We start from the raw sequence: 22,006 nt of genomic DNA, 5'->3' as shown, positions 1-22,006 counted from the left end.
CCGTCGGGCGCCCTCGTCGCATGCCGCGCATCGCGATCAGAACCGGTAGTTGACCGACAGCCACCAGTTGCGGCCGGCGCCGTAGAAGTTCTGGGCCCAGTACAGGCTGTTGATGTACTTGCGGTCGGTGACGTTGTTGACGTTCAACGTGGCGCTGACCTGCGGGGTGAAGTCATAGCTGGTCATCACACCGACGAGGGCGTAGGACCCCTGGCGGGTGAAGATCTCGTTGCCGTCGAGGTCGGTGGCGAGCTGGTCGCGCGAGATGGCGTCCTGCCAGCGCACGTTCGCGCCGATCTTGAGCTGCTCCAGCCCCGGGATCCGGTAGGTGGTCGCCAGCTTGGCGGTACGCCGCGGCACATAGGTGCGCACGTTCTCGCCATCATCGCCCTTGATTCCGAGCTGGGTGTAGCTGGTGCTGATCTGCCAGTACTCGTTCAACTGGCCCGCCAGCTCGGCTTCGTAGCCGGTGGAGGTGGCGTTGATGCCGTGGTAGGTCTGGATGTTGTTGATGATGTCGCCGGCTTCGGCGACGCCGTCCTGTTTGGCGCGGAAGAAGGCGAACGCACCGTTGACGCGGCCATCCAGCCATTGGCCCTTGATGCCGAGTTCGGCGTTGTTGCCTTTGACCGGATCGAGCACGCGGAAGTTGGTGTCCAGTTCGGTCTGCGGATTGAAGATCTCCGCGTAGCTCGCGTACAGCGCGTAGTTCGGGTCGAAGTTGTAGACCGCGCCGACGAACGGGGTGGTCTTGCTGTCGTCGTAGGCGTGCGCGCTGCCGTAGTTCTCGCCGCCGCTTTCCGCATGGGTGTAGTTCACGCCGGTGATCAGCTTGAACCGGTCGCTCAGGTTCCAGCGGACCGTCGCGTAGGCGGTCTTGCGGGTCATGTCGAAGTTGGCGCCATCGGAGCAGCCATTGAAGCTGGGTTTCGAGAAATGACCGTCCCAAGTGGCCAAATCCGGTAGTGCCGTGTAGTTGTCTTCACATACGTTTGCGTCGTAATTGGACAACTGGTCGGCATTCATTTTTCCCCAGTTAACACCTGCGACAACGTCATGTGTTCGTCCACCGAATGAAAGGGTGCCACTCACGTAAACGTCCGCGGTCTTGTGGGTCTCGGTACTCATGTAGTAGGAAGGATAGGCATAGAGGCCAAGTCCTGTAGCGTGGTCCGGTGTGCCGAACACATAGAAAAGGTCACCCTCGGTCTCGATCTTGCGGTAGTTCAGCGCGGCCTTGAGCTTCCAGTCGCCGTCGAGCGCCTGTTCCAGCTCTAGGAAGGCGCGCTTGTCCGTGCTTTCCCAGGCGCTCCAGTCGGCAGAAGTGCTGGTGGAGCGGGCGTAATCGGTAGGGCTGCCATCGGTGTAGTACAGCGGCAGCGCGCCCCACATCGCGCCCTTGGGCTTGTTCTGCTGGTAGCTGGCGCCGACGGTCAGCAGGGTGGTCTCGCTCAGGTCGGCCTCGACCACGCCGTAGAACACCTTCTTGCTGCGGCTGTAGCGGTCCAGGTAGCTGTCGCCGTCCTGCCAGGCGCCGACCAGGCGCCCGCGCACGCTGCCGCTCTGGTTGAGCTTGCCGGACAGGTCGGCATCGACGCGGTAGTTGCTCCACGAACCGCCGCCCACGGCGACGCTGCCCTGCGTGTCCCCGGTCGGGCGCTTGCGGACGAAGTTGATCGTCGCCGACGGATTGCCGGTCGAGGAGAGCAGGCCGTTGGCGCCGCGCAACACTTCGACCCTGTCGTAGATCGCGGTGTCGATGTCGCCCTCGCTGCCGCCGTTGGTGAACGGCAGGCCCAGTCCATCGACCTGGAAGTTGGTGATGTCGAAGCCGCGCGCGGTGTAGTAGGCGCGGTCGGTCTCGATCTTTTCGACCTGCACGCCGGCAGCCTGATCCAGCACGTCGATGGCGCTGTTCAGCGCGAAATCGTCCATTTGCTGGCGGCCGATCACGCTGACCGACTGCGGGGTTTCCAGCGGTGACAGGGCCAGCTTGGTGGCGGTGCTGGTCTCGCGCACGGTGTAGCCGTCCTGGCGCTCGGCGGTCACCTTGACCGAGTCCAGCGTCTTGGCGTCGGCGACGGCTTCCGCCCGGGCCGCCAAGGGCGCGGCCAGGGCGGCCAGCATCGGCAGGAACAGCGCATTGCGGCGCAGGGCGGTCTGCAGGAGCGGCACGGCGGAGGCCGGGCCCGGAGCGTTCGAAGTCATGGGGTCTATAGAATGTTGGGGGAATGCTGGTTCCCGCCGTGACGGCCGGGGTTCCGTCGTCGTCGCCTCCAAATGCGACAACGAATGAAAATTATTCTCAGTTAAACGCCTAGGTGGATGCAATCGATGCGGATGTACTTTGTTAAGGAAGCGTTCCGAATGGGCCGGCGCCATGGCTGAGCGCTTCGTCGTCGCCATTCCCGCCCGCTATGCCGCCTCGCGGCTGCCGGGCAAACCGTTGCGCCTGCTGGGCGGCCGGCCGCTCGTCCAGCATGTGGCCGAGCGCGCCCTGGCGGCCGGCGCCCAGGCGGTCTGGGTGGCCACCGACGACGCGCGGATCGCCGAAGCGGTGGCGGGCATCGAAGGCGTGCACGTGGCGATGACCGCGTCCACGCACGCTTCGGGGACCGACCGCCTGGCGGAATGCGCGCGGATCGCCGGCTGGGCCGATGACGTGCGGGTGGTGAACCTGCAGGGCGACGAGCCGTTCGCGCCGGCGTCGGGCATCCGCGCGGTGGCCGAGCTGCTGGGCAGCTCGGGGGCCGAGATGGCCACGCTGGCCACGCCGATCGAGGATGCGCATGAGCTGTTCGACCCGAACGTGGTCAAGCTGGTACGCAACGCGCGCGGCGATGCGATGTACTTCAGCCGGGCCACGATTCCCTGGCATCGCGATGGCTTTGCCGTCTCGCGCGAGCGCAAGCCGGAGGGCGAGTGGCTCCGGCACATCGGCATCTATGGCTATGGCGCCGGCTTCCTGCGCCGGTTCGCGGCGATGCCGGCCGGTACGCTGGAGCGGATCGAATCGCTGGAGCAACTGCGGGTGCTGGAAGCCGGGTACCGGATCGCGGTCGCGCTGACGCCGGAGCAGTTCCCGCCGGGCATCGACACGCCGCAGGACCTGGAGCGCGCCGAGGCGCGGCTGGCGGCCCGATGAGGCTGCTGGTGGTGTGCCTGGGCAACATCTGCCGCTCGCCGATGGGCGAAGGCGCCCTGCAGGCGCGGATCGCCGGGGCAGGGCTGTCGGACGTGGTCGAGGTCGATTCGGCCGGCACCGGCGGTTGGCACGCCGGGGAGCCGCCGGACCGCCGCGCGATCCGTTGCGCGCTGGGACACGGCGTGGACATCTCCGGATTGCGCGCGCGGCAGGTCCGGCCGAAGGACTTCGAGGCCTTCGATTGGCTGCTGTGCGCCGATGCCAACAACCGCCGCGACCTGCTGCGGATCGCCCCCGCCGAGCACCGGCACAAGGTGGTGCTGTGGTTGCCGTGGGCCGGCATCGAGGAACGCGCGGACATCCCGGACCCCTACACGGGCGGCGCGGAGGACTTCGAGCGGGTATGGCGGCTGGTCGACCGCGCGGCCGCCGCGACCGTGGGCCGGTTCGCCGGCAACCGGGCATAATCGACGCATGAACGCCCAGCTCGCGCCGGAATTCCCGGAATTCCCGACCTGGCTCAATGCCAGGCCTTCCACGCTGCAGGAGCATCGTGGCCGGGCACTGGCGCTCGCGTTCGTCAACGCGGGCTCGGTGTGGTCGGCACAGCGCCTGGCCGAACTGGCGCACTGGCAGGCGCGCAATCCTGGGCGGCTGCGGGTCATCGTCGTGCAGGTGCCGCGCTTCGACAGCGAACGCGACCCGCGGCGCGCGCTGAAGCTGTTGCGCAGCCAGGGAATCGATGCGCCGGCGCTGCTGGACAGCGACTGGGAAACCTGGCGCCGGTTCCGCATCGAATCCTGGCCGACCGTCGTCCTGCTCGACGCGCAGGGCCGCGAACGGCAGCGCCTGGTCGGGACCGGAGGCGAGCTGGAGCGCGCACTGCAGGCGCTGTGCGAGGACCAGTCCCTGTCCGGCGACGACGACCCGCGCGGCGCGCGCGAGCTGAATCCCGAGCCGAGGCTGCCGCTGCGCTTTCCCACCGGCCTGGTGGCGACGCCGGATCGGCTCTACGTCGCCGACAGCGGCCACCATCGCATCTTGGAATGCAGCCACGGCGGCCGCATCTTGCGTCAGTTCGGCACCGGCACCGCCGATTTCATCGATGGCGGCACCGGCGAGGCCGCCTTCAAGCGGCCGCACGGCCTGGCGCTGGAGCGCGAAGTGCTCTACGTCGCCGATACCGGCAACCATGCGCTGCGCCGCATCGACCTGCGCAACGGGCAGGTCGACACGCTGTGCGGCAACGGCAGGGCCGGCGAACCGGTGGACGGGATCGTGGCGCAGCCGGGCGCGGTCGGCCTGAACCACCCGCAGGGCTTGGCGATCGCCGACAACCAGGTGCTGATCGCGATGTCTGGCGACAACCGGATCTGGAGCTACGACCTGGGGCACAGGCGGCTGTCGTGGCGCGCCGGGGCCGGCGCGCTGGAAACGCGCGATGGCAGCGGCCACCTGGCCGCCTTCGCGCAGCCGACGGCGCTGGCGGCGGTGCGGCAGGTGCTGTACGTCAGCGACGCGCTGGGCTCGGCGATCCGCTCGATGCAGCTGCGCGGCGACCTGGTGCAGACGCTGGTCGGCGGGCAGGGCGTGTGGGAGTCCGGCCACGAGGACGGCCCGCGGTCGCGCGCGCGCATGCAGTTCCCGCAGGGCATCGCGTTGGCGCCGGATTCGCCGGTGCTGTGGATCGCCGACAGCGGCAACGGCTGCCTGCGTTCGCTGCGGCTGGGCGGCGGCGAACTGGCGACCGTGGCCTTGCCGCGCCGCCTGCACGGACCCACCGGCCTCGCCGTGGCGGCCGGCGCGGTGTGGATTTCCGAAACCGATGCGCACGCCGTGCTGCGCTACGACATCGCCACCGGCGAGCTGAGCGACGTACCGATAGAAGAATGAAATCCAGAGCGTGTCATGTCCCTTCCCGTGAGTGCGAAGCCGCCCGGGGCGCGTCCAGCCAAGCGGCGCGGCGCGGCCCGGGCGGGCACGCTGCGCGACGCGGCGGGCATCGCACCGGGCGGCGCATCCCATGAACAAGGGCACGGCACGCTCCATGCCCAAGGCCGAGTTCGACGGAAAGGCGTTCGCCGCCAAGCTGAGCACGGCGCCGGGCGTCTACCGCATGTACGCGGCCGACGACACCTTGCTGTACGTGGGCAAGGCGCGGGCGCTGCGCAACCGCGTGGGCAGCTATTTCAACGGCAGCCCCAAGACCACCCGGATCATGTCCATGCTGTCGCAGGTCGCGCGCATGGACGTCACCGTGACCCGGAGCGAGGCCGAGGCGCTGCTGCTGGAGAACCAGCTGATCAAGTCGCTCGCGCCGCGCTACAACGTGGCCCTGCGCGACGACAAGAGCTATCCCTACGTGATGCTGACCCGCGAGCAGTGGCCCCGCATCGCCCTGCACCGCGGCCCGCGCGCGATCCCGGGCCGCTATTTCGGGCCGTACGCCAGCGTCACCGCGGTGCGCGAGACGCTCAACCTGATGCACAAGCTGTTCCGCCTGCGCAGTTGCGAGGACAGCGTGTTCCGCAACCGCTCGCGGCCGTGCCTGCAATACCAGATCGGGCGCTGCAGCGCGCCCTGCGTGGACCTGGTCGGCGCCGACGACTATGCCGAGGCGGTGCGCCGGGCCACGCTGTTCCTGGAAGGCAAGAGCGACCTGCTCGCGGACGAGCTGATGCAGGCGATGCAGCAGGCCAGCGAGAAGCTGGAGTTCGAGCGCGCGGCGCGTCTGCGCGACCTGCTGTCGTCGTTGCGCAGCATGCAGAACCGCCAGTACGTGGACGGCCGCGCGGCCGACCTGGACGTGCTGGCGGTCGCCACCCAGATGAACCAGGCCTGCGTGCTGCTGCTGAGTTTCCGCGACGGGCGCAACCTGGGCACGCGGGCGTTCTTCCCGCGCACCAACGGCGAGGACAGCCAGGAGGAGATCCTGGCGGCCTTCGTCTCGCAGTACTACGCCGAGCACGCGCCGCCGCGCGAGATCCTGCTGGACCGCGGCATCCCGGACCTCGACCTGATCGAGGACGCGCTGGGCGCCTCGGCCGAGCACAAGGTCTCGCTGAAGTGGAACGTGCGCGGCGAGCGCGCCGGCTACGTCGAGCTGGCCAGCCGCAACGCGCAGCTCACCCTGGCGACCGAACTCGACAGCCAGAGCGCGCAGCATGCGCGCAGCGACGCGCTGCGCGAGATGCTGGGGCTGGCCGAGCCGCTCAAGCGCGTGGAGTGCTTCGACATCAGCCACACCATGGGCGAGGCGACGGTGGCTTCGTGCGTGGTGTTCGATGCGAACGGCCCGGTGCGGGGGCAATACCGGCGCTACAACATCTCCGGGATCGAGCCGGGCGACGACTATGCGGCGATGCGCCAGGCGATCGACCGCCGGTTCCGCCGCGCGGTGGAAGAGAACGGCGTGCTGCCGGACGTGCTGCTGATCGACGGCGGCGCGGGACAACTGGCGCAGGCGCAGGCCGCGCTGGCCGACCTGGGGGTGGAGAACGTGGCGCTGGTCGGCGTCGCCAAGGGCGAGGAGCGCCGTGCCGGCCACGAGGCGCTGGTGTTGCCGGACGGCCGCGAGCTGCGGCCGGGGGCGGCGTCGCCGGCGCTGCAGTTCGTCCAGCAGGTGCGCGACGAGGCGCACCGTTTCGCCATCACCGGCCATCGCGGCCGGCGGCAGAAGGCGCGCATGACCAGCAAGCTGGAGGACATCCCGGGCATCGGCCCGCGCCGCCGCGCCAACCTGCTCAAGCATTTCGGCGGATTGGCCGGGCTCAAGGCCGCGGGCGAGGCGGAAATCGCGCGTGTGGAAGGCGTCAACGCCGCGCTGGCGGCGAGAATCTACGCTAACCTGCACGGGTTGCCGACGCCTGACGCGTCCGGCGAGTAGAGAACCAGATGAAGTTGACCATCCCCACCTGGCTGACCTTGCTGCGGATCGTGATGATCCCGGTGCTGGTCGTGGTGTTCTACCTGCCTTACAAGTGGACGAACTTCGCTTCGGCGGCGATCTTCGCGCTGGCCGCGATCACGGACTGGCTCGACGGCTGGGTGGCGCGGCGCTACCACCAGTATTCGGCGTTCGGCGCGTTCCTGGATCCGGTGGCGGACAAGCTGATGGTGGCGGTGGCGCTGTTCCTGATCGTGCAAGGCCATCCCACGCCGTGGATGGCGTTCTGGGCGGCGGTGATCGTCGGCCGCGAGATCGCGGTGTCGGCGTTGCGCGAATGGATGGCCGAGATCGGCCAGCGCGCCAAGGTGCGCGTGGCGTTGATCGGCAAGATCAAGACCACCGCGCAGATGGTGGCGCTGCTGTGCCTGTTGTACTCGGTGATGCCGGGGCGCATCGCCGGGGACGGCATCTGGATGGGCACGTTCGCTTTCCACGTCGGCGACTGGATGCTGGCGATCGCGGCGATCCTCACGTTGTGGTCGGGGTTCCAGTACCTGCACGCGGCGTGGCCGAGCCTGCGCGAGGACGAGAAGGCCGCGGCGCGCGGAGCGGCAAAAAAAGCCGGATCCAACAGTTGACAGGTTCCTCGTTCAATGTAGAATTTCGCCTCCCAAGCGGGAATAGCTCAGTTGGTAGAGCGCAACCTTGCCAAGGTTGAGGTCGCGAGTTCGAGTCTCGTTTCCCGCTCCAATTTTGGATCTATGGACCTCTACGGACGTCTGTAAATCCCTGAAAAAAGAGGCGAAGGCCTCTTTTTTCGTTCCAGCGACATCTACTGAAATCCAGCTACAGCCACGACGTTTAAGGCCATTTTTGAGGCCATCTTTACGGAAGCGGTGAAGCCGGATTGTTGCTGGGGGAGCGCGTTCGACGGGAACAGCATCGAGCACCTGACTCACGTTCAGGAGCTTGAGCATGGCACTCTCAGATCTCGTCGTCCGGCAGGCGAAGGCTACCGGCAAAGACTATTCCCTCCCTGACTTCGACGGCCTCGGGCTGTTCGTGTCCGACACCGGCTGCAAGGCGTGGCATTTCCGCTACTACTGGGCCTCCAAGCAAAAGCGCATGTCGCTGGGCACCTATCCCGAGGTCAGCCTTCGGGAGGCCCGCGAGGAGCGCGACAAGGCCCGCGCCCTGCTGGCCAAGGGCATCAACCCCAAGGTCGATCGCAAGCGCAAGCGTCAGGCCGTCCGCCTGGCCGACGAAAACAGCTTCAAGGCGGTCTACCTCCGCTGGCTCGAACAGCGCACGCTGGAACTCAAGGAGGGACGCAACAGCACCCTGTCGCAGATCCAGCGCATCTTTAAGAAGGACGTGCTGCCTCGGCTCGGCATCATGACGATGACCGACGTGCGCAGCACGGATCTGGAGGAAGTGCTGAAGAAGATCGAGGAACGCGATGCGCTGACAACGGCCGAGAAGGTGCGCACCTGGCTCAACCAGTTGTTCCGCTACGCCAAGGTGAAGGTTCCGGGCTTGGAGAACAATCCGGCCACCGATCTGGATGTGGTGGCCAAGCCCAAGCCGCCGGTCGTGAACAATCCCTATCTCCGGCTGCCGGAAATCCCTGATCTGCTCCACAGGCTGCGTCGCTACCGTGGCCAGCTCATCACCCAACTCGGCATCCGGCTGTTGTTCCTGACGGGCGTGCGGACCGGGGAACTGCGGTTCGCCGAGCCGGCCCAGTTTCACCTGGACCAGGGCCTGTGGATCATCCCGCCCGAAGTCGTCAAGCAGTTGCAGGACGACATGCGCAAGCACAACAAGCGCCCGCAGGACATCCCGCCCTACATCGTGCCCTTGTCCGCCCAGGCCATCGAGATCGCCCGCTTCCTGCTGGAACTGGTCAAGCCCGCCCAGAAGCACCTGCTTGCCCACCGCAGCGACCTGAAGAAGCCGATCAGCGAGAACACCCTCAACAGCGCCCTGACGCGCATGGGCTACAAGGACCTGCTGACCGGCCACGGCATCCGCGGGACGATCTCCACGGCGCTCAACGAAATCGGCTACCCGAAGCTCTGGGTGGACGCCCAGCTTTCGCACTCGGACCCCAACCGGGTCAGCGCTGCCTACAACCATGCCCTGTACGTTGAGCCGCGCCGGCGCATGATGCAGGACTGGGCTGACCGGCTGGACCTGCTGGAACAGGGGCATGTCGAGGCCGCCAGCACACACCTGAAGATCCATATCGAAGGCGTGCCCACGGTCGTCGGCGGCGAGGCGGACTCGATGCTGGTTTTGCCGGAGGCCGCAGGGGACGTCACGACCTCGGCGATGGTGTCGCCCACCATGGTTGGAGCGAACGCCAGCGGCCCGGTGTTCGAGCGGCTGTCGCCGTTGCCGCCCCTGCGTGAGCCGGAGCCGGAGGAAGAACCAGCCATCTCGGACATCCAACGCGAGCGTCAGGAAATGCTGAGCATCTACGAAGCGCCGGACAAGCTGCCGGTTCCGGTGTTCGCCAAGCTGGCTGGCAGGTCCAAGGACCAGATCAACCGCGAGATCAAGGCCGGCAAGTTACTCTCGCTGAGCCTGGGCAACCGCGGGCAACGCATCCCCGACTGGCAGCTCGATCCCGTCAAGCAGAAGCTGGCTTGGGAAGCGATTCGGTCTGTGGAGGACGGCGGCCCGGATATGTGGCGGCTCTATCGTGTACTGGTCGCGCCGCAGGAGCGGCTGGGCGGTCGCTCCCCGATCGAAGCGGTGACGCCTGGCACGCTTCAGGAAGCGGCTCGCGTAGTTCGCGAGGCAGTCTGCTACCAATGATCCTGTCGGGTTCAGTGGTCTGCGGCCGTGATCTTCGCTGCGCGCTCCGCGAAACGGTCTGCGGCCGGCTCTTGCTTGGAGCCGGCCCGCAGCAACTGTACCCTGACGGAATGAGGCCCGCCAGCCAAAGGGCGACAGACGATGCCCCAGCCGTGCGCCTGCGAAATGCGCGAGCGCGGTGCTACACCGATACCGTAGCCTGCGGCGACCAGGGCTGCCATCAACTCGAACGAAGAGGCATCCTGGAGTGGGCAGTCCAACTGCCTCAGTAGGTCATCGCTCAGTGCAATGCAGGCCTGGATCAGGGGATAGAGCTGAAGTGCTTCCGATGGAATAGCCGCATGCACGAGCAGGGGCGACCGCGAAGGAACAGCGATGCCCAATTCTTCGTTCCAGAGCGGTTGGCTGCGTAGAGATGGTTCCGCTGACGTCGTCCATGTGATGCCGAAGTCGTAGCGACCGCTGCCCAGTCCATGGAGAAGGTCCTCGGGGGGCGCTTCCTCCAGCAGCACCTGCGTTTCAGGTTCTTCTGCGCGTTGCAGCGCGAGCAGGTTCGCCAGCAGCGGGGACAGCGCGCCGGGCGAGGCTGCGAGCTTCAGCGTTATAGACCGTTGGGAGGTGCTCATGGCCCCCTCCAGGGAAGGAGTGTTAGATGCGTAAAAACAGGCAAATATCATAGCAAGAGTTAAAGTTAACGTGGTTTAATTTACCCAGATATTCGACGCTTTTGCTAATGCAAAAGCGCTCAGTCCAACGAGGCCGTCCAGCCGGCACACCCACCTACGAAGCTGAACCTGCAATGGCCTTCGGCCATGCCGTTCGTGCTGCCCGGCTGGAACAAGGCATTGCTCAGGATGTGTTCGCCGTCCGGGCTGGGATCGAGCGTTCTCACTTGGGCAAGATTGAGCGCGGAGAGCACATGCCAACCTTGGCGATGATCCTGAGAATCGCTGGGGCTTTGGATAAAAGCGCGGCCGATCTGATGGCTGCTACGGAAAGCAACCTTCGTTCCGGAGAGAAGCCGTGAACGGTCTCCGAGGCTTAGAGTCGCTAACAAAACTCCGGAAGATTCCGTAGGCAGATGATCGAGCAGGCAAGCGACAGCCACGCCAGATGGATGTCGACGCGCCGCTCGAAGCGGATGCGCAGCTTGCCCATTCCGGCGAACCAGGCATGCGTGCGCTCGACCACCCAGCGATGCCGCCCCAATCGGTCGTTGCGCTCTATCCCCTTGCGAGCGATGCGGGGGGTGATGCCCCGTTGCTTGAGATGCGCGCGGCAGCGATCGATATCGTAGGCCTTGTCGGCGTGCAACTTGCCTGGCAAACGCCGTGGACGCCCGGGCTTGCCGGCGATCGGCGGCAAGGCATCGACCAGTGCCTCGAAGACCACCGAGTCGTGCCGGTTGGCTCCGGTCACACAGAACGCCAAGGGAACGCCGTTGCGATCGACGATCAGATGCCGCTTGCTGCCGAGCTTGCCGCGATCGGTCGGGTTCGGCCCGGTGTACGCGCCCCCCGGGGGGAAGCCACACTGGCCGCATCCAGGCCGGCTCGGCTCAGGTCCAGCCTGTCGGCCCGCCGCAGTTCGGCCAGCAGGGTCTGATGCAGGCGATGCCAGACGCCTGCGGCCTGCCAGTCGCGCAACCGGCGCCAACAGGTCATGCCGCTGCCGTAGCCAAGTTCCAGAGGCAATTCTTCCCATGGGATGCCGGTACGCAGGACATAGACGATGCCGTTGAGGGCTTGCTGGTCGCTGACGCGCGGCCGCCCGCCCTTGGGCGAAGGCTTTACTGACGGGATCAGCGGTTCGATGCGCTTCCACAGCGCGGCGGGGATCTCTTTGCGACGGGGCATGCCGGCAATTTTGCCACCTGCGAACCAGCGTTCAAGTCAGTTTTGTTAGCGGCTCTTAGTCGTCGGCGGGGGCGTGCAAGCGTGCCAGGAATCGCCCCAATGGAAAGGATGGGCTTTCGCTGTCGGGCCTGAGTAGATAGGTCGTGATGATGGCGGACTCGACTGCTAAGGGGCGAATCACGATGTTCGGGAGGCGGCAGGTCGCCACCCGGACCGAAGAAGTAAAGCCGATGCCGTAGCCTGCGGCGACGAGGGTAAGCATTACATCCAGCGAGGTTGCGTGTTCGATGACGTTCGGTTGATGTTCTTGCGTGCACAGCAGGCGGGTCAGTTCCCTGAAGTATCCCTCGCATATTTGCGGATCGCACATGACCAAGGGAAACCGCGCCAGTTCATTGAGCGGTACTTCCTTGTGGATGAGCAACGGATGACGGGCCGGGAGTGCCGCCACGATGGGCGTTCGCCAGATGGCTTCAGCAACGATACCGCTGCCAGTGTTGTCGGCATGCGCGAAACCGATGTTGAAGTCGCCCGACCGCAATCCACGCAGTTGTTCGGGGAACGGGACCTCGGAGAGTCGAATCTCGATCTCCGGTTCTTCTTCGCGGCAACGCGCCAGGAACTCGGAAAGGCGTGGATCAATTGCGCCATCGGATACCGCAATTCGCAGGCTGCCACGATACCCAGCGGAAACGGCTTTGACGTTCTCGCGAGCCTGATCCAGTGTGGTGAACAGACGGCGCACGTCTTGCAGAAAGACTGCGCCGGCACGGGTTAGACGAGTTCCGCGACGGTCACGGTCAAATAGCAGCATGCCTAAATCGTCTTCCAGTTCCTTGATGGTTCTGGAAAGCGGCGATTGGTCAATGTGAAGGCGCTCGGCGGCTCGTGTGAAGTGCAGTTCTTCTGCCAGGACTATAAAGCAGCGGAGGTGTCGCAACTCCATCAACATAGCTCCCTGGCGACCTAGAGCAGGGCTGGTATGGCGATCAGACGAATGACAATACGTCCTGCACAGGCTTGCGCGGCTTCTGCGGCCAGTTCGCTGGCCCTGGATATCCCACTGTCACCAGCATTACAGGAACTTCGGTGGCGGCGAGTCCAAACGCTTCGGACACTCCAACGGGGTCAAATCCAATCATCGGCGCTGATACCAAGCCCTTCCCCTTTGCTGCCAGCATCAGCGTCATCGCTGCGAGGGAACCCGAGCGGATAGCTTCGTCACGTTGAAGTACCTGGTTATTCTGGTAGTTGCCTTGCGCGGCCACAATCCAGGCGTTATAGGTAGCTTCGTCGATGATGCCTGTTTCAAACGTTGGCAATAGCGAAGCGGGTAGCGTCGTGTGAGGTTCCAACGTCCCACATATGATGAATGTCACGGCAGCATCGACTACTTTCTGTTGATCGAAAGCCAGTGGCAGGAGTCGTGCCTTTGCTTCTTTGCTACGTACCGCGATGAATTTCCAGTTTTGAAAATTAAAGGCGGTAGGGGCGCGTGTTGCAAGGAAGATTAACTCCGAAATATCCGCCTCAGACAAGTCGCGTGACGTATCGTAGCTGTTTGCAGATGTGCGGGAGTTGATAAGATCCGAAATTGACATGAGCTATTGCCTTTAGGAAGACTGCCTGGATAAGATGTTGCTTTAATCGTAGCGCTTCCCTTTGGGGTGATATACGAGGTCACGGTATTCACTCAGTTGAAATAAATTCCACTATGCGCTATGGACGAGTTGCTATTCTTGTATAGGCAAATGAGAACTCTACTAACGAAGGCGAGGGCTGAGATTTTTACGTGTAGGCATTGCATTGCCGCGCTTCTCTCTAGGACTATCTGATGGTTGAGTTGAAGCAATTGCGCAAGTTCGTCGTGGTGGTTGAGCTACGCAACTTCACTCGTGCGGCGGAGTCACTTCACATTGCTCAGCCGGCCCTGAGTAGGCAGATCGCTCGCTTGGAAGAGCAGCTTGGCGCTCAGTTGATCGATCGGCGCGCGCGTCCTTTCATGCTGACAGATGCAGGACGCCGCTTCTACGAGGATGCGCTGGCTGTGCTGGATCGCGTGGAGCGAATGCAGGCCACTGCTAGAAAACTCGGGGCGGGACGCAAGCGCACCCTGACCATCGCATTCTCGCCCACCATCGTCTACGGTGGCATTTCCCATGTGATGAAGCACCTTGCCGAGGCGCTGCCTGACGTTGATATCCGCTGGCGGGAGATGATGTCGGGAGATCAAGACGACGCTCTGCGGAAGGGGGTGATCGATATCGGCTTCAGCCGATCTCGCTATCTCGAACCTGACATTGTGCAGATCCCGATGCGTGACGAACGACTGTTCGTCGCCATACCCCCTGACGATGTACTGGCCTTGAGTGAAGGGTCAATTGGAATTGCCGATCTCGACGACAGGGAAGTCATCGTCTATCCGAGCGGCCACAAGGCGGGCTTTGCCGACCAGACCATCGCTTGGCTTCGCGCCTCCGCGAGTCGGCCGTCAGAGATCAGGGAAGTCAGCGAGATCGACACTGCACTGGCGTTCGTCGCGGCGGGCCTCGGATTCTGCTTGGTCCCAGCTAACTCGCGGCACTTGCGATCCGATATCGCGTATCGCCTTATCGAGGATGCCAATGTGACGATTCCGGTACTCATGTGTCACCGCGCGCAGGAAGACCGCGGGCTGATTGAATCGGTCAAGGCTGTTGTCCGCAAGTTCGCGGACGATGATCCGGCGTCCTTGGATGCCAAGCACAACCGATTCCATGATTTCTGATCGCTGGCTGCAGTGCCGTAGCAGTGGCGCGGTAACGCAACGGAACAATGACTCCGCGTCTCGACTTACGCGCCGCTTGGAGACGATAGCATCTGTGGCATGCCAGAGCCGTCGCCGCCCAACATCCCGAACTCTGCCGGCAGAATCATGTAGAACACCTGTACTTTCTCTTGCGTGAGATGAGAAAAAAGCCGCTTGGCTTCTTCGTCGTTGACAACGAGCGTGACTTGAACCGGCTGATCCGACAAGTCGAACATGTTGATCGCGTGAGTCTTTCCGTCGTGTCCCAGCCCTTCGATGGCTCCAGACAATGTCGCCCCGCGGATGCCCTGCTGTTTAGCCTGCTCGACCAGCCATTGAGCGAGAGGCGTCGAACCATGTGTGCGATCTTGCTGAGTGAAGAAGGTAATCTGATAACCTTGCATCGCAATCCCCTGAGGTGTTGACGTTCTGAATATTGGCTTCACGATGAAGCCTCGGATGGTTCAGTGCTTGCGTCCTTTGCCGTCACGTCGATGTTCGGACGCACGGACATGCCGACCCGCAAAAGACTGGTGTTCTTCTGGCCTGGTTCGAGGCGGATGCGTACGGGCAGACGCTGCACGATCTTGGTGAAATTGCCAGTGGCATTTTGGGACGGTACGGGTGAGAAGCTCACTCCGCTGGCTGGCCCCAGGCTCTCGACGTGCCCCTTGAAATGTTCTCCGGGTAGCGCGTCGACGGTGATGTCCACCGGCTGGCCTATCCGCACACGTGCAAGTTGCGTCTCGCGGAAATTGGCTTCCACGTACAAAGCATCCAGAGGAACCAAGGTCAACAACGGTTCGCCCACGCGGGCATAGCCGCCCAACCTGGCCCGGCGTTGAGCGACGACGCCACCAATGGGTGCATGTACACTGGCGTAAGACAGGTTCAACTCGGCATCCGCTTTAGCGGCCTTTGCTTTTTCCAACTCGGCACGCAGGATGGCAACCTGTTGTTCGGCCGAACGCAGTCCAGCCCGATCACGTTCGCGTGCGGCGCGTTGAACATCCCATTCCGCTTCGGCCTGTTGCTGAGCCTGGACCGTGCCGGATCCATCGCGTGCCAGATTGGCGAAGCGTTTCCGATTGGTTTCGGCAAGCTTCAAGTTGGCCGTGGAGGCGGCGACTGCTGCGCGGGCTTGCGCGATGCTGCTCTGCTGGCGGTCCAGTTGTGCCTCCAGGCTATCGACGGTGGCCTTGGCAGTATCGACGGCAATGCGAAGTTCCCGGTCATCAATGCTGACCAGCAGGGTGCCGGCCTGCACGAGTTGGTGGTCTTCGACCCCCACACGCGTGATGACGCCAGCCACCTGTGGAGCGACCATCGTGGAGTCCGCCTGTAGATAGGCGTCATCGGTACTTTGTTCGGAGGCGTTGGATTCGGACCGATTGAGGACGACCAGGGCGACGAGTAGAACGATGAGCGCAATCGTGCCCACGGTGATGCGAAAGCGAAGGTTGGTAGCCATGAAATACTGTTTACCGATGGTAGAAGGTCAAGGTGTGGTGCTTGCCGGTACGGCAGATGACGCGACTGAAGTGGGCTGCGTCATGGGCGCAGGGATGTAGGTGAGCGTCAGGACCAGCGGGATCAGCAGCAGGGCCAACAGGCCGAATGTTCGGTAGACATCCGCTGCGGCCAGGACGCTGGCTTGCTGGGCGATGCTCCCGGCCAGGGTGTCCAGTCCAAAGTCGGACGGCGATAGGCGAGGTAGCACTCTTCCCGCACGATCAACCAGCATCTCGCTGTGGAAGTGGCCGCGCACGGTCGTGAGCTGGCCGATGAGCGCGCCGCCCAACACCGAACTGAACGCACGCAAGGTGTTGACGACGCTGGCGACAAAGGGGCCGTCCATGGGCTGGACGACACTCGTGGCCAGGAACAGCAGCGAGACGATCGCCATCGGCTGGCCGATGGTGTACAGGATTTCTGCGGGAACAAATTGCGCCACCATCCATTCGCTGGTGATGCCGCTGGCCAGCCAGCAGGCCGCTGCGATGAAAGCCAGTCCCGTAGCGAAGACGTAGCGGGCGTCGACCCAGCGTTGATAGAGCAGCAGCGCGACACAGAAGCCGAGCACCAGCTGCGGCAATCCGACGATCAGGCCAAGCGTGGCGCTCTGCTCCAGGCGGAAGCCCTGCAACTGCCCCAGCACGTTGGCCGGCAAGGTGACGGCCGTGGCCACGATCATCAACAGGCACACGAACACGCTGAAGCCCAGGCCAAGATTCCGGCGGCCGAGCAACTGCAGCCGCAGGAAGGGGGTAGGGTGTCGCCAATCGGTGACCAGGAACAGCCCGGTCAACACGGTCCCCGTCATCAGCGACGCCACGATCAGTGGCGAGTTGAACCAGTCCAGGCGCACGCCCTGATCCACCCCGACCACCAGCAGGGCCAGACCCGGGATTCCCAGTGCCATGCCCAACCAGTTGCCTTGCTTCAGGCGCGACAGCGCCATGGGCACCTTCGGCACGCCCCAGGCCATCATCGCCATCGCCAGCAATCCCGGCGGGATCGCCTGCCAGTAGGCCCAGCGCCAGTCTGCCATCCGGTCCACGCACAACGTCGCCAACCAGAGTGCGACGTTTGGCGAAAAGGTGGCGGTCAGCGCATAGAGTGCCAGGCCGTGCAGGCGGATAGGCAACGGAAGGAAGCTCAATGCCGCCACCATGAGCATCGGGATCAGCGCACCGGAAAACAGCCCTTGAAGCGCGCGCAACGCCAGCAGGAGATGCAGATCCCGCACGAAAGGCATGATGGCCGCCAAGGTCAGCGCGGCCGTCAGCGACGCCAGGTGGAAGCGGCGTAGCGAGAAGGTGATGGCAAGCCAGGTCGCAAACGGCATGGCCGCCAGCTCCCCGGCCGAGTAGGCAGTGGTCAGCCAGGACGCATCGTCACGCGCAAAGCCCAGAGCTCCCTGCACGTCGCTCAGCACCAGCCCGGGAACGCGGCTGTTCAGGCCGGCCACCATCGCCGCCAGCAACACGCCGAGCAGGCCGCAAGCCAGGCGTGGGCCGAATGCCGGCATAGGCGGTTTTCCAGGCGGTGGTGCGCTTGTACCTGCCGGCGCGGGTGGTGGCGTCATGAGGCATCCTTGTCCGTTGCCGCAGTCTCCATCCGCAGTTCCGAAGACCAGCCGCCGCCGAGCGCCCGGTAGAGCGCCACGACCGACAGGGCGGAGGCGGTCGCGCAATCGGCCAGTTCGGCCTGGCTGGACAGCAGCGAGCGCCTGGCGACCAGGACGGAAGTGAAGTCCGACGTGCCCTGCTGATAGGCGCGTTGGGCCACTTCCAGCGCCGTCTGGTTCTGCGTCCAGGCAAGCTGCAATTGCTCGTGCCGCTTCAGTTCGGTGGCGTAAGCGCTAAGTGCGTTGTCCACCTCATGCCAGGCGCGCAGCACGGTTTGCCGGTAGGCGATGCCCGCTAGGCGATGCCGGGCATCGCTCAGGGCCAGGTTGCTCTTGAGCCTGCCGCCCTGGAAGATCGGCAGGTGGAGCGCCGGCCCCACCGAGAACTGCCGAGAGCTCCAACTGCCCAGGTCGGAAAGCTCGAACGCCTGCACGCCGACGCTGCCCGTGAGACGGATGCGCGGATAGAAATCGGCTTCCGCAGCCCCGATATCCGCCACGGAAGCACGCAAGCGGGCTTCCGCTTGCAGGATATCAGGGCGGTTGCGGGCCAACTCCGAAGGCACGCCGATGGGGAGGCGCTCGGGCAGTGCCGGCAACGCGGCATCGGCCAGGCGTTCGTCCAGCTCTCGTGGCGGCTTGCTCAGGAGCAGCGCCAGGGCGTTCATCAAGGCATCGCGTTGTTGCTGCAATTGCGCCAGGCGTGCCTGGATACTCGCAACGTCTGCATGGGCGGCGGCGGCATCGAAGCGTGTCGCGACGCCGTTGCGCTGACGGCTTTCGGTCATGCGCACTAAGTTCCTGGCAATCTGGAGGTTCTCCTCGACGATGCCCAGTTGCGCCTGCACGCCGCGCAGCAACAGGTAGGTACGGGCGACATCGCCGGCAACGGAGACCTTCACCGCGTCCATGCCGTAGGCGCTGGCCTGCAGTCTGGCTTCGGCCGATTCGCTCTGATGCCGCAGGTAGCCCCACAGATCCAGTTCCCATCCAGCCTGTAGTCCCAGCGACCAGGTGCTCGTCGGTTCGCTTGGCGCGCCGAGCAAAACCATCGGCGAGTGTTCGCTCAAGGCCGAGCGGGTGTAGCCGGCTTGGACAGAGACTTGTGGCCGGCGTGCAGCATCGACCATCCCCAGTTGTGCGCGACTTTCCTCGATGCGTGCAGAGGCAGCCAGAAGATCGAGGTTGGAAGCGGCGGCTTCGGCTTCAAGTGTCGTCAGCGTCGGATCACCGAACAGATGCCACCACTGGGATGGTGCAGGTTGCTCACTCAGGGCCGGATGACGGGTGACTGCGATCGATCGCGCCCGCAACGCCGCCGCGGGCGTGGCAAGGGCAGGTTCCCGAACGTCGGGAACGGTCATGCAGCCAACAAGGGGCAGGGCCAGTGCCAGGGCTCCCTGTGTGCTGAGTATCAGGCGCAGATGTCCCGCTATGTTCGGGCGGCGGAACCGTCGGAGGAACTTCTTCCAGAAGGCGCTCCTCAAATCTGGTTTGGAGGCTGGCGCCTGGGCGAAGGTCGGCACCGAAATTACCGGGGCGGCGCAATGGAGACTGCTTCTTACGAATGGAGCATTCAGGGGGGGGCGCATATCTGAGGCTTTCTTGCGGCCAGTAAAGTGAAGACTGACGTGGATTTCGTACGGCACCGTCGCTGTCCCAGGTAACGAGTGACTTGGTGTTCATCCCGGCATCGCGCTGTCCGGAGCAATCCTTGCTTGGGTATGGGAAGCAGAGGTGGGCGACTCTCGCGCGCACGTGAAATGACGAGCGAGCCAGCCGGGAACGGCGATCATGTCGCCGCTTCCGGTCGCTACCAGTCACTGATCTGTCGCTACCAGTCACTGATCTAATGCATAGGCGACGAGATAGTCCGCAGTCGGGGTACCCATCACGTGATGGCCACCGGCCATCATCAGCACATACTGGCGTCCCTTGTACTCATAGGTCATCGGGGTGGCCTGCCCGCCTGCCGGCAGCACGTCCTTCCAGATGATCTTGCCGGTCGCCAGATCGATTGCACGCAGCAGGTTGTCGGTGGCCGCGCCGATGAACACCAGGCCGCTACCCGTGATCATCGGGCCGCCGTTGTTGGGCGTACCGGTCTCGATCGGCAGGCCGGTGGGAATGTTGAACGGGCCATTCGCGCGCGCCGTTCCGAACGGGCGCTCCCACAGGACCTTGCGCGTGTGCATGTCGATCGCCTTGACTCCTCCGTAGGGCGGCTCGGTGCACAGCATGTTGGTCAGCTTGACCATCAGGATGGTCGTCTCGATCGCGTAGGGCGTGTCTTCCTGAGGGCCGTTGCCTTCGACGGGCGTTCCACCGGGCTTGTATTCCGGGTTGTCCATCGAGCGAAGCCCCATCTTGTCGGCCTCGGCACGCGGGATCAGGCGTTCGCGCACGGGCAGGTTGTTGTAGTTGCCAACCAGGATGCCCCGTTTCGGATCATAGGCCATGCTGCCCCAATCGCTGCCGCCGTTGAAGCCGGGATAGACGAGCCAGTGATCGCCCACGCCAGGCGGGGTGAACTCTCCGTCGTAGCGGGTGTTGCGGAACTTGATGCGGCAATACAGCTGGTCCAGGGGAGTGATGCCCCACATCATCTGCTCGGTGAGATCCGGGCCGCTCATGCGCGGCATCTCGACCGACCAGGGCTGTGTCGGCGCGCGCGGATCGCCCGGCACGTTCCCCGCCGGTGCCGGACGCTCCTCCACCGGACTCAGTGGCTTGCCGTCGCGACGATCGAGTACGAAGGTCTGGCCACGCTTGGTCGGTACGATCATGGCAGGAACCGGCTGGCCATTGGCATCGGGATAGTCCAGCAGGGTGACCTGCGACCCCATGTCGTAGTCCCAGGCGTCCTTGTGCACGGTCTGGAACACCCAGCGCGGCTCGCCGGTCTGCACATCGAGCGCGACGACGGACGAACTGACGGCATTTTCCTCCGGGGTGCGCATCGCCGAGTAGTAGTCGACCGTGGAGTTGCCGGTCGGCACATAGGCCAGCCCCAGCTTGTTGTCGCCGGTCATGTTGGTCCAGGAGTTGGGTGTCCCCTTGCTGTAGGACTGGCCGGGCGGCGGCAGGCCATGCTCGTGCGGACGGTTCACGTCCCAGGCCCAACGGAAGGCGCCAGTCTCGGCGTCATAGCCACGGATCACGCCCGATGGCGACCAGCGGCGCTGGCCGTCCATGACTTGGTGGTTGGCGACGATGACGCCATTGACCACCACGGGTGGCGAGGTGACCGCCGCCATGCCTGGCACGGTCTTGCCCATGCCCACCATGAGGTCGACCCGGCCACTCTCGCCGAAATGCTCGCAGGGCTTGCCGGTCTCGGCATCCACCGCGACCAGCTTCATGTTGAGGGTGCCCTCGATGATGCGGGCATGGCAGGCCTGGCCGGCCGGCGTCTGCGGTGACTCGTAGTAAGTTACGCCACGGCAGGCGGCCGTGTACGGGATGTCTTGCTCGCGCACGTCGGACTTGTAGCGCCAGACTTCCTTGCCGGTCGCCGGATCCAGGCGCAGCATATCGTTGGTGGCGGTGCACAGGTAGATGGCATCGCCGATCTTCAACGGAGTGGTCTGTGGCGCCCAGCGGTTGTTCTTCTCATCCAGCGGCAGTGAACCGGTCCGGTACACCCAGGCACGCTTGAGGTTGCCCACGTTGGCCGGCGTGATCTGTGCCAGCGGGCTGTAGCGGGTGGCGCGGCTGTCGCGACCGTAGGCGACCCAGTCCGAGTCCGGAATCCCGGCATTGGTATCTGCGCCGATCAACGGTTTATCGGGCATGGCGCCGGCCGGGGCGATGACGTTGTGAGGAACGAAGGCCAGGCCGAAGGCCACCGCGAAGACCGCCGTCAACGCGCCTGTGAAGACGAGAGCAATCCTGCGAGGCGTTCCGCGATCGAGGTCGGGAAGGACCAGGCTGAGCAGGAAGCCCAGTACGGTGAGCAGGCTCAGGCGTGGAACCCAGCCCCAGTAGTCGGAGCCGCTTTCCCATATGGTCCAAAGAATGGTTGCGCCGAACACCAGCGCGAACCACCAGGCGCCAGTGCTCTTGCGGCGCCATAGCTGGACGCCGGAAACCAATAGTGCAATACCGGACAGCAAGTAGTACCAGGATCCCCCAGCTACTGCGAGCATGATGCCGCCGACCAGGAACCAGACGGCGAGCAACGTGATGAGTACCACCAGCGGACGCACCAGACAGCCGGTCTTGCTGCGCCCGGTTGATGCTGTTGCTGTTGTAGTAGTTGTTGAAGACATGAAACCTCCACGAGTCTGCCAGGGGCGCCAAGATGGACCATCCGGCGCGAGCATGAGTCGTGGCGGTGTGCCGTTCCTCCCGTCGTCCAGCAGAGTCGCGGTAA

At 64.4% G+C, this 22,006-nt stretch carries 18 protein-coding genes and 1 tRNA gene; 9 read left to right on the top strand and 10 right to left on the bottom strand.

The window, feature by feature from the left end:
- Positions 1 to 36: 36 nt before the first annotated feature.
- Complete coding sequence (locus M3M27_RS11645) at positions 37 to 2,208, bottom strand: TonB-dependent siderophore receptor (RefSeq protein WP_434025741.1); 2,172 nt, start codon at positions 2,206 to 2,208, stop codon at positions 37 to 39.
- A 172-nt stretch (positions 2,209 to 2,380) separates the two neighbouring features.
- On the opposite strand from M3M27_RS11645, the gene kdsB reads away from it, so the two are divergent.
- From kdsB to M3M27_RS11610, 7 genes are all read left to right on the top strand, one after another.
- Positions 2,381 to 3,145: a 3-deoxy-manno-octulosonate cytidylyltransferase gene (kdsB, locus tag M3M27_RS11640; RefSeq protein ID WP_434025740.1), complete on the top strand. Its 765-nt coding sequence runs from the start codon at positions 2,381 to 2,383 to the stop codon at positions 3,143 to 3,145.
- Positions 3,142 to 3,612: a low molecular weight protein-tyrosine-phosphatase gene (locus M3M27_RS11635; protein ID WP_434025739.1), complete on the top strand. Its 471-nt coding sequence runs from the start codon at positions 3,142 to 3,144 to the stop codon at positions 3,610 to 3,612. The genes kdsB and M3M27_RS11635 overlap by 4 nt, the downstream gene beginning before the upstream one ends.
- A gap of 7 nt (positions 3,613 to 3,619) precedes the next feature.
- Positions 3,620 to 5,038, top strand: a complete 1,419-nt coding sequence (locus M3M27_RS11630; protein ID WP_140720588.1) for a hypothetical protein — start codon at positions 3,620 to 3,622, stop codon at positions 5,036 to 5,038.
- A gap of 154 nt (positions 5,039 to 5,192) precedes the next feature.
- On the top strand, positions 5,193 to 7,031 hold the full coding sequence (gene uvrC, locus M3M27_RS11625) for an excinuclease ABC subunit UvrC (RefSeq protein ID WP_434028009.1): 1,839 nt from the start codon (positions 5,193 to 5,195) through the stop codon (positions 7,029 to 7,031).
- Positions 7,032 to 7,039: 8 nt separating this feature from the next.
- On the top strand, positions 7,040 to 7,672 hold the full coding sequence (gene pgsA / locus M3M27_RS11620; RefSeq protein WP_140720593.1) for a CDP-diacylglycerol--glycerol-3-phosphate 3-phosphatidyltransferase: 633 nt from the start codon (positions 7,040 to 7,042) through the stop codon (positions 7,670 to 7,672).
- Between the two features lie 36 nt (positions 7,673 to 7,708).
- Positions 7,709 to 7,784: transfer RNA gene (locus M3M27_RS11615), tRNA-Gly, on the top strand.
- A gap of 225 nt (positions 7,785 to 8,009) precedes the next feature.
- The gene (locus tag M3M27_RS11610) at positions 8,010 to 9,857 is read left to right on the top strand and encodes a tyrosine-type recombinase/integrase (protein ID WP_140720605.1); all 1,848 of its coding nucleotides are present in this window, start codon (positions 8,010 to 8,012) and stop codon (positions 9,855 to 9,857) included.
- An 11-nt stretch (positions 9,858 to 9,868) separates the two neighbouring features.
- Here M3M27_RS11610 and M3M27_RS11605 read toward each other — a convergent pair whose 3' ends face one another.
- Positions 9,869 to 10,483, bottom strand: a complete 615-nt coding sequence (locus M3M27_RS11605) for a substrate-binding domain-containing protein (RefSeq protein WP_177497610.1) — start codon at positions 10,481 to 10,483, stop codon at positions 9,869 to 9,871.
- 107 nt (positions 10,484 to 10,590) lie between these two features.
- Between M3M27_RS11605 and M3M27_RS11600 the strand changes: the two genes are divergently transcribed.
- On the top strand, positions 10,591 to 10,884 hold the full coding sequence (locus M3M27_RS11600; RefSeq protein ID WP_140720609.1) for a helix-turn-helix domain-containing protein: 294 nt from the start codon (positions 10,591 to 10,593) through the stop codon (positions 10,882 to 10,884).
- A gap of 23 nt (positions 10,885 to 10,907) precedes the next feature.
- Here M3M27_RS11600 and M3M27_RS11595 read toward each other — a convergent pair.
- The 3 genes from M3M27_RS11595 to M3M27_RS11585 all read right to left on the bottom strand — a co-directional run bounded on the left by M3M27_RS11595 (position 10,908) and on the right by M3M27_RS11585 (position 13,314).
- Positions 10,908 to 11,713 (bottom strand): IS5 family transposase gene (locus M3M27_RS11595; RefSeq protein ID WP_140720611.1). Its coding sequence is split into 2 segments (ribosomal slippage): positions 10,908 to 11,383 and positions 11,383 to 11,713, totalling 807 coding nucleotides; the frame shifts between segments, so codons are not numbered across the junction.
- Positions 11,714 to 11,768: 55 nt separating this feature from the next.
- Positions 11,769 to 12,659 (bottom strand): LysR family transcriptional regulator, encoded by an 891-nt coding sequence (locus M3M27_RS11590; protein WP_140720613.1) that lies wholly within the window; start codon positions 12,657 to 12,659, stop codon positions 11,769 to 11,771.
- Between the two features lie 43 nt (positions 12,660 to 12,702).
- Complete coding sequence (locus tag M3M27_RS11585; protein ID WP_140720616.1) at positions 12,703 to 13,314, bottom strand: nitroreductase family protein; 612 nt, start codon at positions 13,312 to 13,314, stop codon at positions 12,703 to 12,705.
- A 233-nt stretch (positions 13,315 to 13,547) separates the two neighbouring features.
- Here M3M27_RS11585 and M3M27_RS11580 point away from each other — a divergent pair, with 233 nt between their 5' ends.
- The gene (locus tag M3M27_RS11580) at positions 13,548 to 14,480 is read left to right on the top strand and encodes a LysR family transcriptional regulator (RefSeq protein WP_140720619.1); all 933 of its coding nucleotides are present in this window, start codon (positions 13,548 to 13,550) and stop codon (positions 14,478 to 14,480) included.
- A 65-nt stretch (positions 14,481 to 14,545) separates the two neighbouring features.
- Here the strand turns inward: M3M27_RS11580 and M3M27_RS11575 are convergent, their stop codons facing one another.
- The 5 genes from M3M27_RS11575 to M3M27_RS11555 form a co-directional block, all read right to left on the bottom strand.
- Positions 14,546 to 14,905: a DUF190 domain-containing protein gene (locus M3M27_RS11575; protein ID WP_140720621.1), complete on the bottom strand. Its 360-nt coding sequence runs from the start codon at positions 14,903 to 14,905 to the stop codon at positions 14,546 to 14,548.
- A gap of 38 nt (positions 14,906 to 14,943) precedes the next feature.
- Positions 14,944 to 15,972, bottom strand: coding sequence for an HlyD family secretion protein (locus tag M3M27_RS11570; RefSeq protein WP_140720623.1), 1,029 nt, complete (start codon positions 15,970 to 15,972; stop codon positions 14,944 to 14,946).
- 27 nt (positions 15,973 to 15,999) lie between these two features.
- Positions 16,000 to 17,532, bottom strand: a complete 1,533-nt coding sequence (locus tag M3M27_RS11565) for an MFS transporter (RefSeq protein WP_218569557.1) — start codon at positions 17,530 to 17,532, stop codon at positions 16,000 to 16,002.
- Between the two features lie 53 nt (positions 17,533 to 17,585).
- Entirely contained in the window at positions 17,586 to 18,995 is a 1,410-nt protein-coding gene (locus M3M27_RS11560) for an efflux transporter outer membrane subunit (RefSeq protein WP_434025738.1), read from the bottom strand.
- 477 nt (positions 18,996 to 19,472) lie between these two features.
- Complete coding sequence (locus M3M27_RS11555; RefSeq protein WP_140720630.1) at positions 19,473 to 21,902, bottom strand: membrane-bound PQQ-dependent dehydrogenase, glucose/quinate/shikimate family; 2,430 nt, start codon at positions 21,900 to 21,902, stop codon at positions 19,473 to 19,475.
- Between the last annotated feature and the right edge of the window lie 104 nt (positions 21,903 to 22,006).

This window comes from Xanthomonas boreopolis, assembly GCF_046529185.1.
Classification (GTDB): Bacteria; Pseudomonadota; Gammaproteobacteria; order Xanthomonadales; family Xanthomonadaceae; genus Pseudomonas_S; species Pseudomonas_S boreopolis.
Note: the sequence above shows the minus strand (reverse complement) of the source record. Positions and strands in the feature narration are given on the sequence as shown.

Coding starts and splice junctions, on each gene's coding strand:
- M3M27_RS11645 (WP_434025741.1), bottom strand. CDS start 2,208: ATGACTTCGAACGCTCCGGGCCCGGCCTCCGCCGTGCCGCTCCTGCAG.
- kdsB (WP_434025740.1), top strand. CDS start 2,381: ATGGCTGAGCGCTTCGTCGTCGCCATTCCCGCCCGCTATGCCGCCTCG.
- M3M27_RS11635 (WP_434025739.1), top strand. CDS start 3,142: ATGAGGCTGCTGGTGGTGTGCCTGGGCAACATCTGCCGCTCGCCGATG.
- M3M27_RS11630 (WP_140720588.1), top strand. CDS start 3,620: ATGAACGCCCAGCTCGCGCCGGAATTCCCGGAATTCCCGACCTGGCTC.
- uvrC (WP_434028009.1), top strand. CDS start 5,193: ATGCCCAAGGCCGAGTTCGACGGAAAGGCGTTCGCCGCCAAGCTGAGC.
- pgsA (WP_140720593.1), top strand. CDS start 7,040: ATGAAGTTGACCATCCCCACCTGGCTGACCTTGCTGCGGATCGTGATG.
- M3M27_RS11610 (WP_140720605.1), top strand. CDS start 8,010: ATGGCACTCTCAGATCTCGTCGTCCGGCAGGCGAAGGCTACCGGCAAA.
- M3M27_RS11605 (WP_177497610.1), bottom strand. CDS start 10,483: ATGAGCACCTCCCAACGGTCTATAACGCTGAAGCTCGCAGCCTCGCCC.
- M3M27_RS11600 (WP_140720609.1), top strand. CDS start 10,591: ATGCAAAAGCGCTCAGTCCAACGAGGCCGTCCAGCCGGCACACCCACC.
- M3M27_RS11590 (WP_140720613.1), bottom strand. CDS start 12,659: ATGGAGTTGCGACACCTCCGCTGCTTTATAGTCCTGGCAGAAGAACTG.
- M3M27_RS11585 (WP_140720616.1), bottom strand. CDS start 13,314: ATGTCAATTTCGGATCTTATCAACTCCCGCACATCTGCAAACAGCTAC.
- M3M27_RS11580 (WP_140720619.1), top strand. CDS start 13,548: ATGGTTGAGTTGAAGCAATTGCGCAAGTTCGTCGTGGTGGTTGAGCTA.
- M3M27_RS11575 (WP_140720621.1), bottom strand. CDS start 14,905: ATGCAAGGTTATCAGATTACCTTCTTCACTCAGCAAGATCGCACACAT.
- M3M27_RS11570 (WP_140720623.1), bottom strand. CDS start 15,972: ATGGCTACCAACCTTCGCTTTCGCATCACCGTGGGCACGATTGCGCTC.
- M3M27_RS11565 (WP_218569557.1), bottom strand. CDS start 17,532: ATGCCGGCATTCGGCCCACGCCTGGCTTGCGGCCTGCTCGGCGTGTTG.
- M3M27_RS11560 (WP_434025738.1), bottom strand. CDS start 18,995: ATGACCGTTCCCGACGTTCGGGAACCTGCCCTTGCCACGCCCGCGGCG.
- M3M27_RS11555 (WP_140720630.1), bottom strand. CDS start 21,902: ATGTCTTCAACAACTACTACAACAGCAACAGCATCAACCGGGCGCAGC.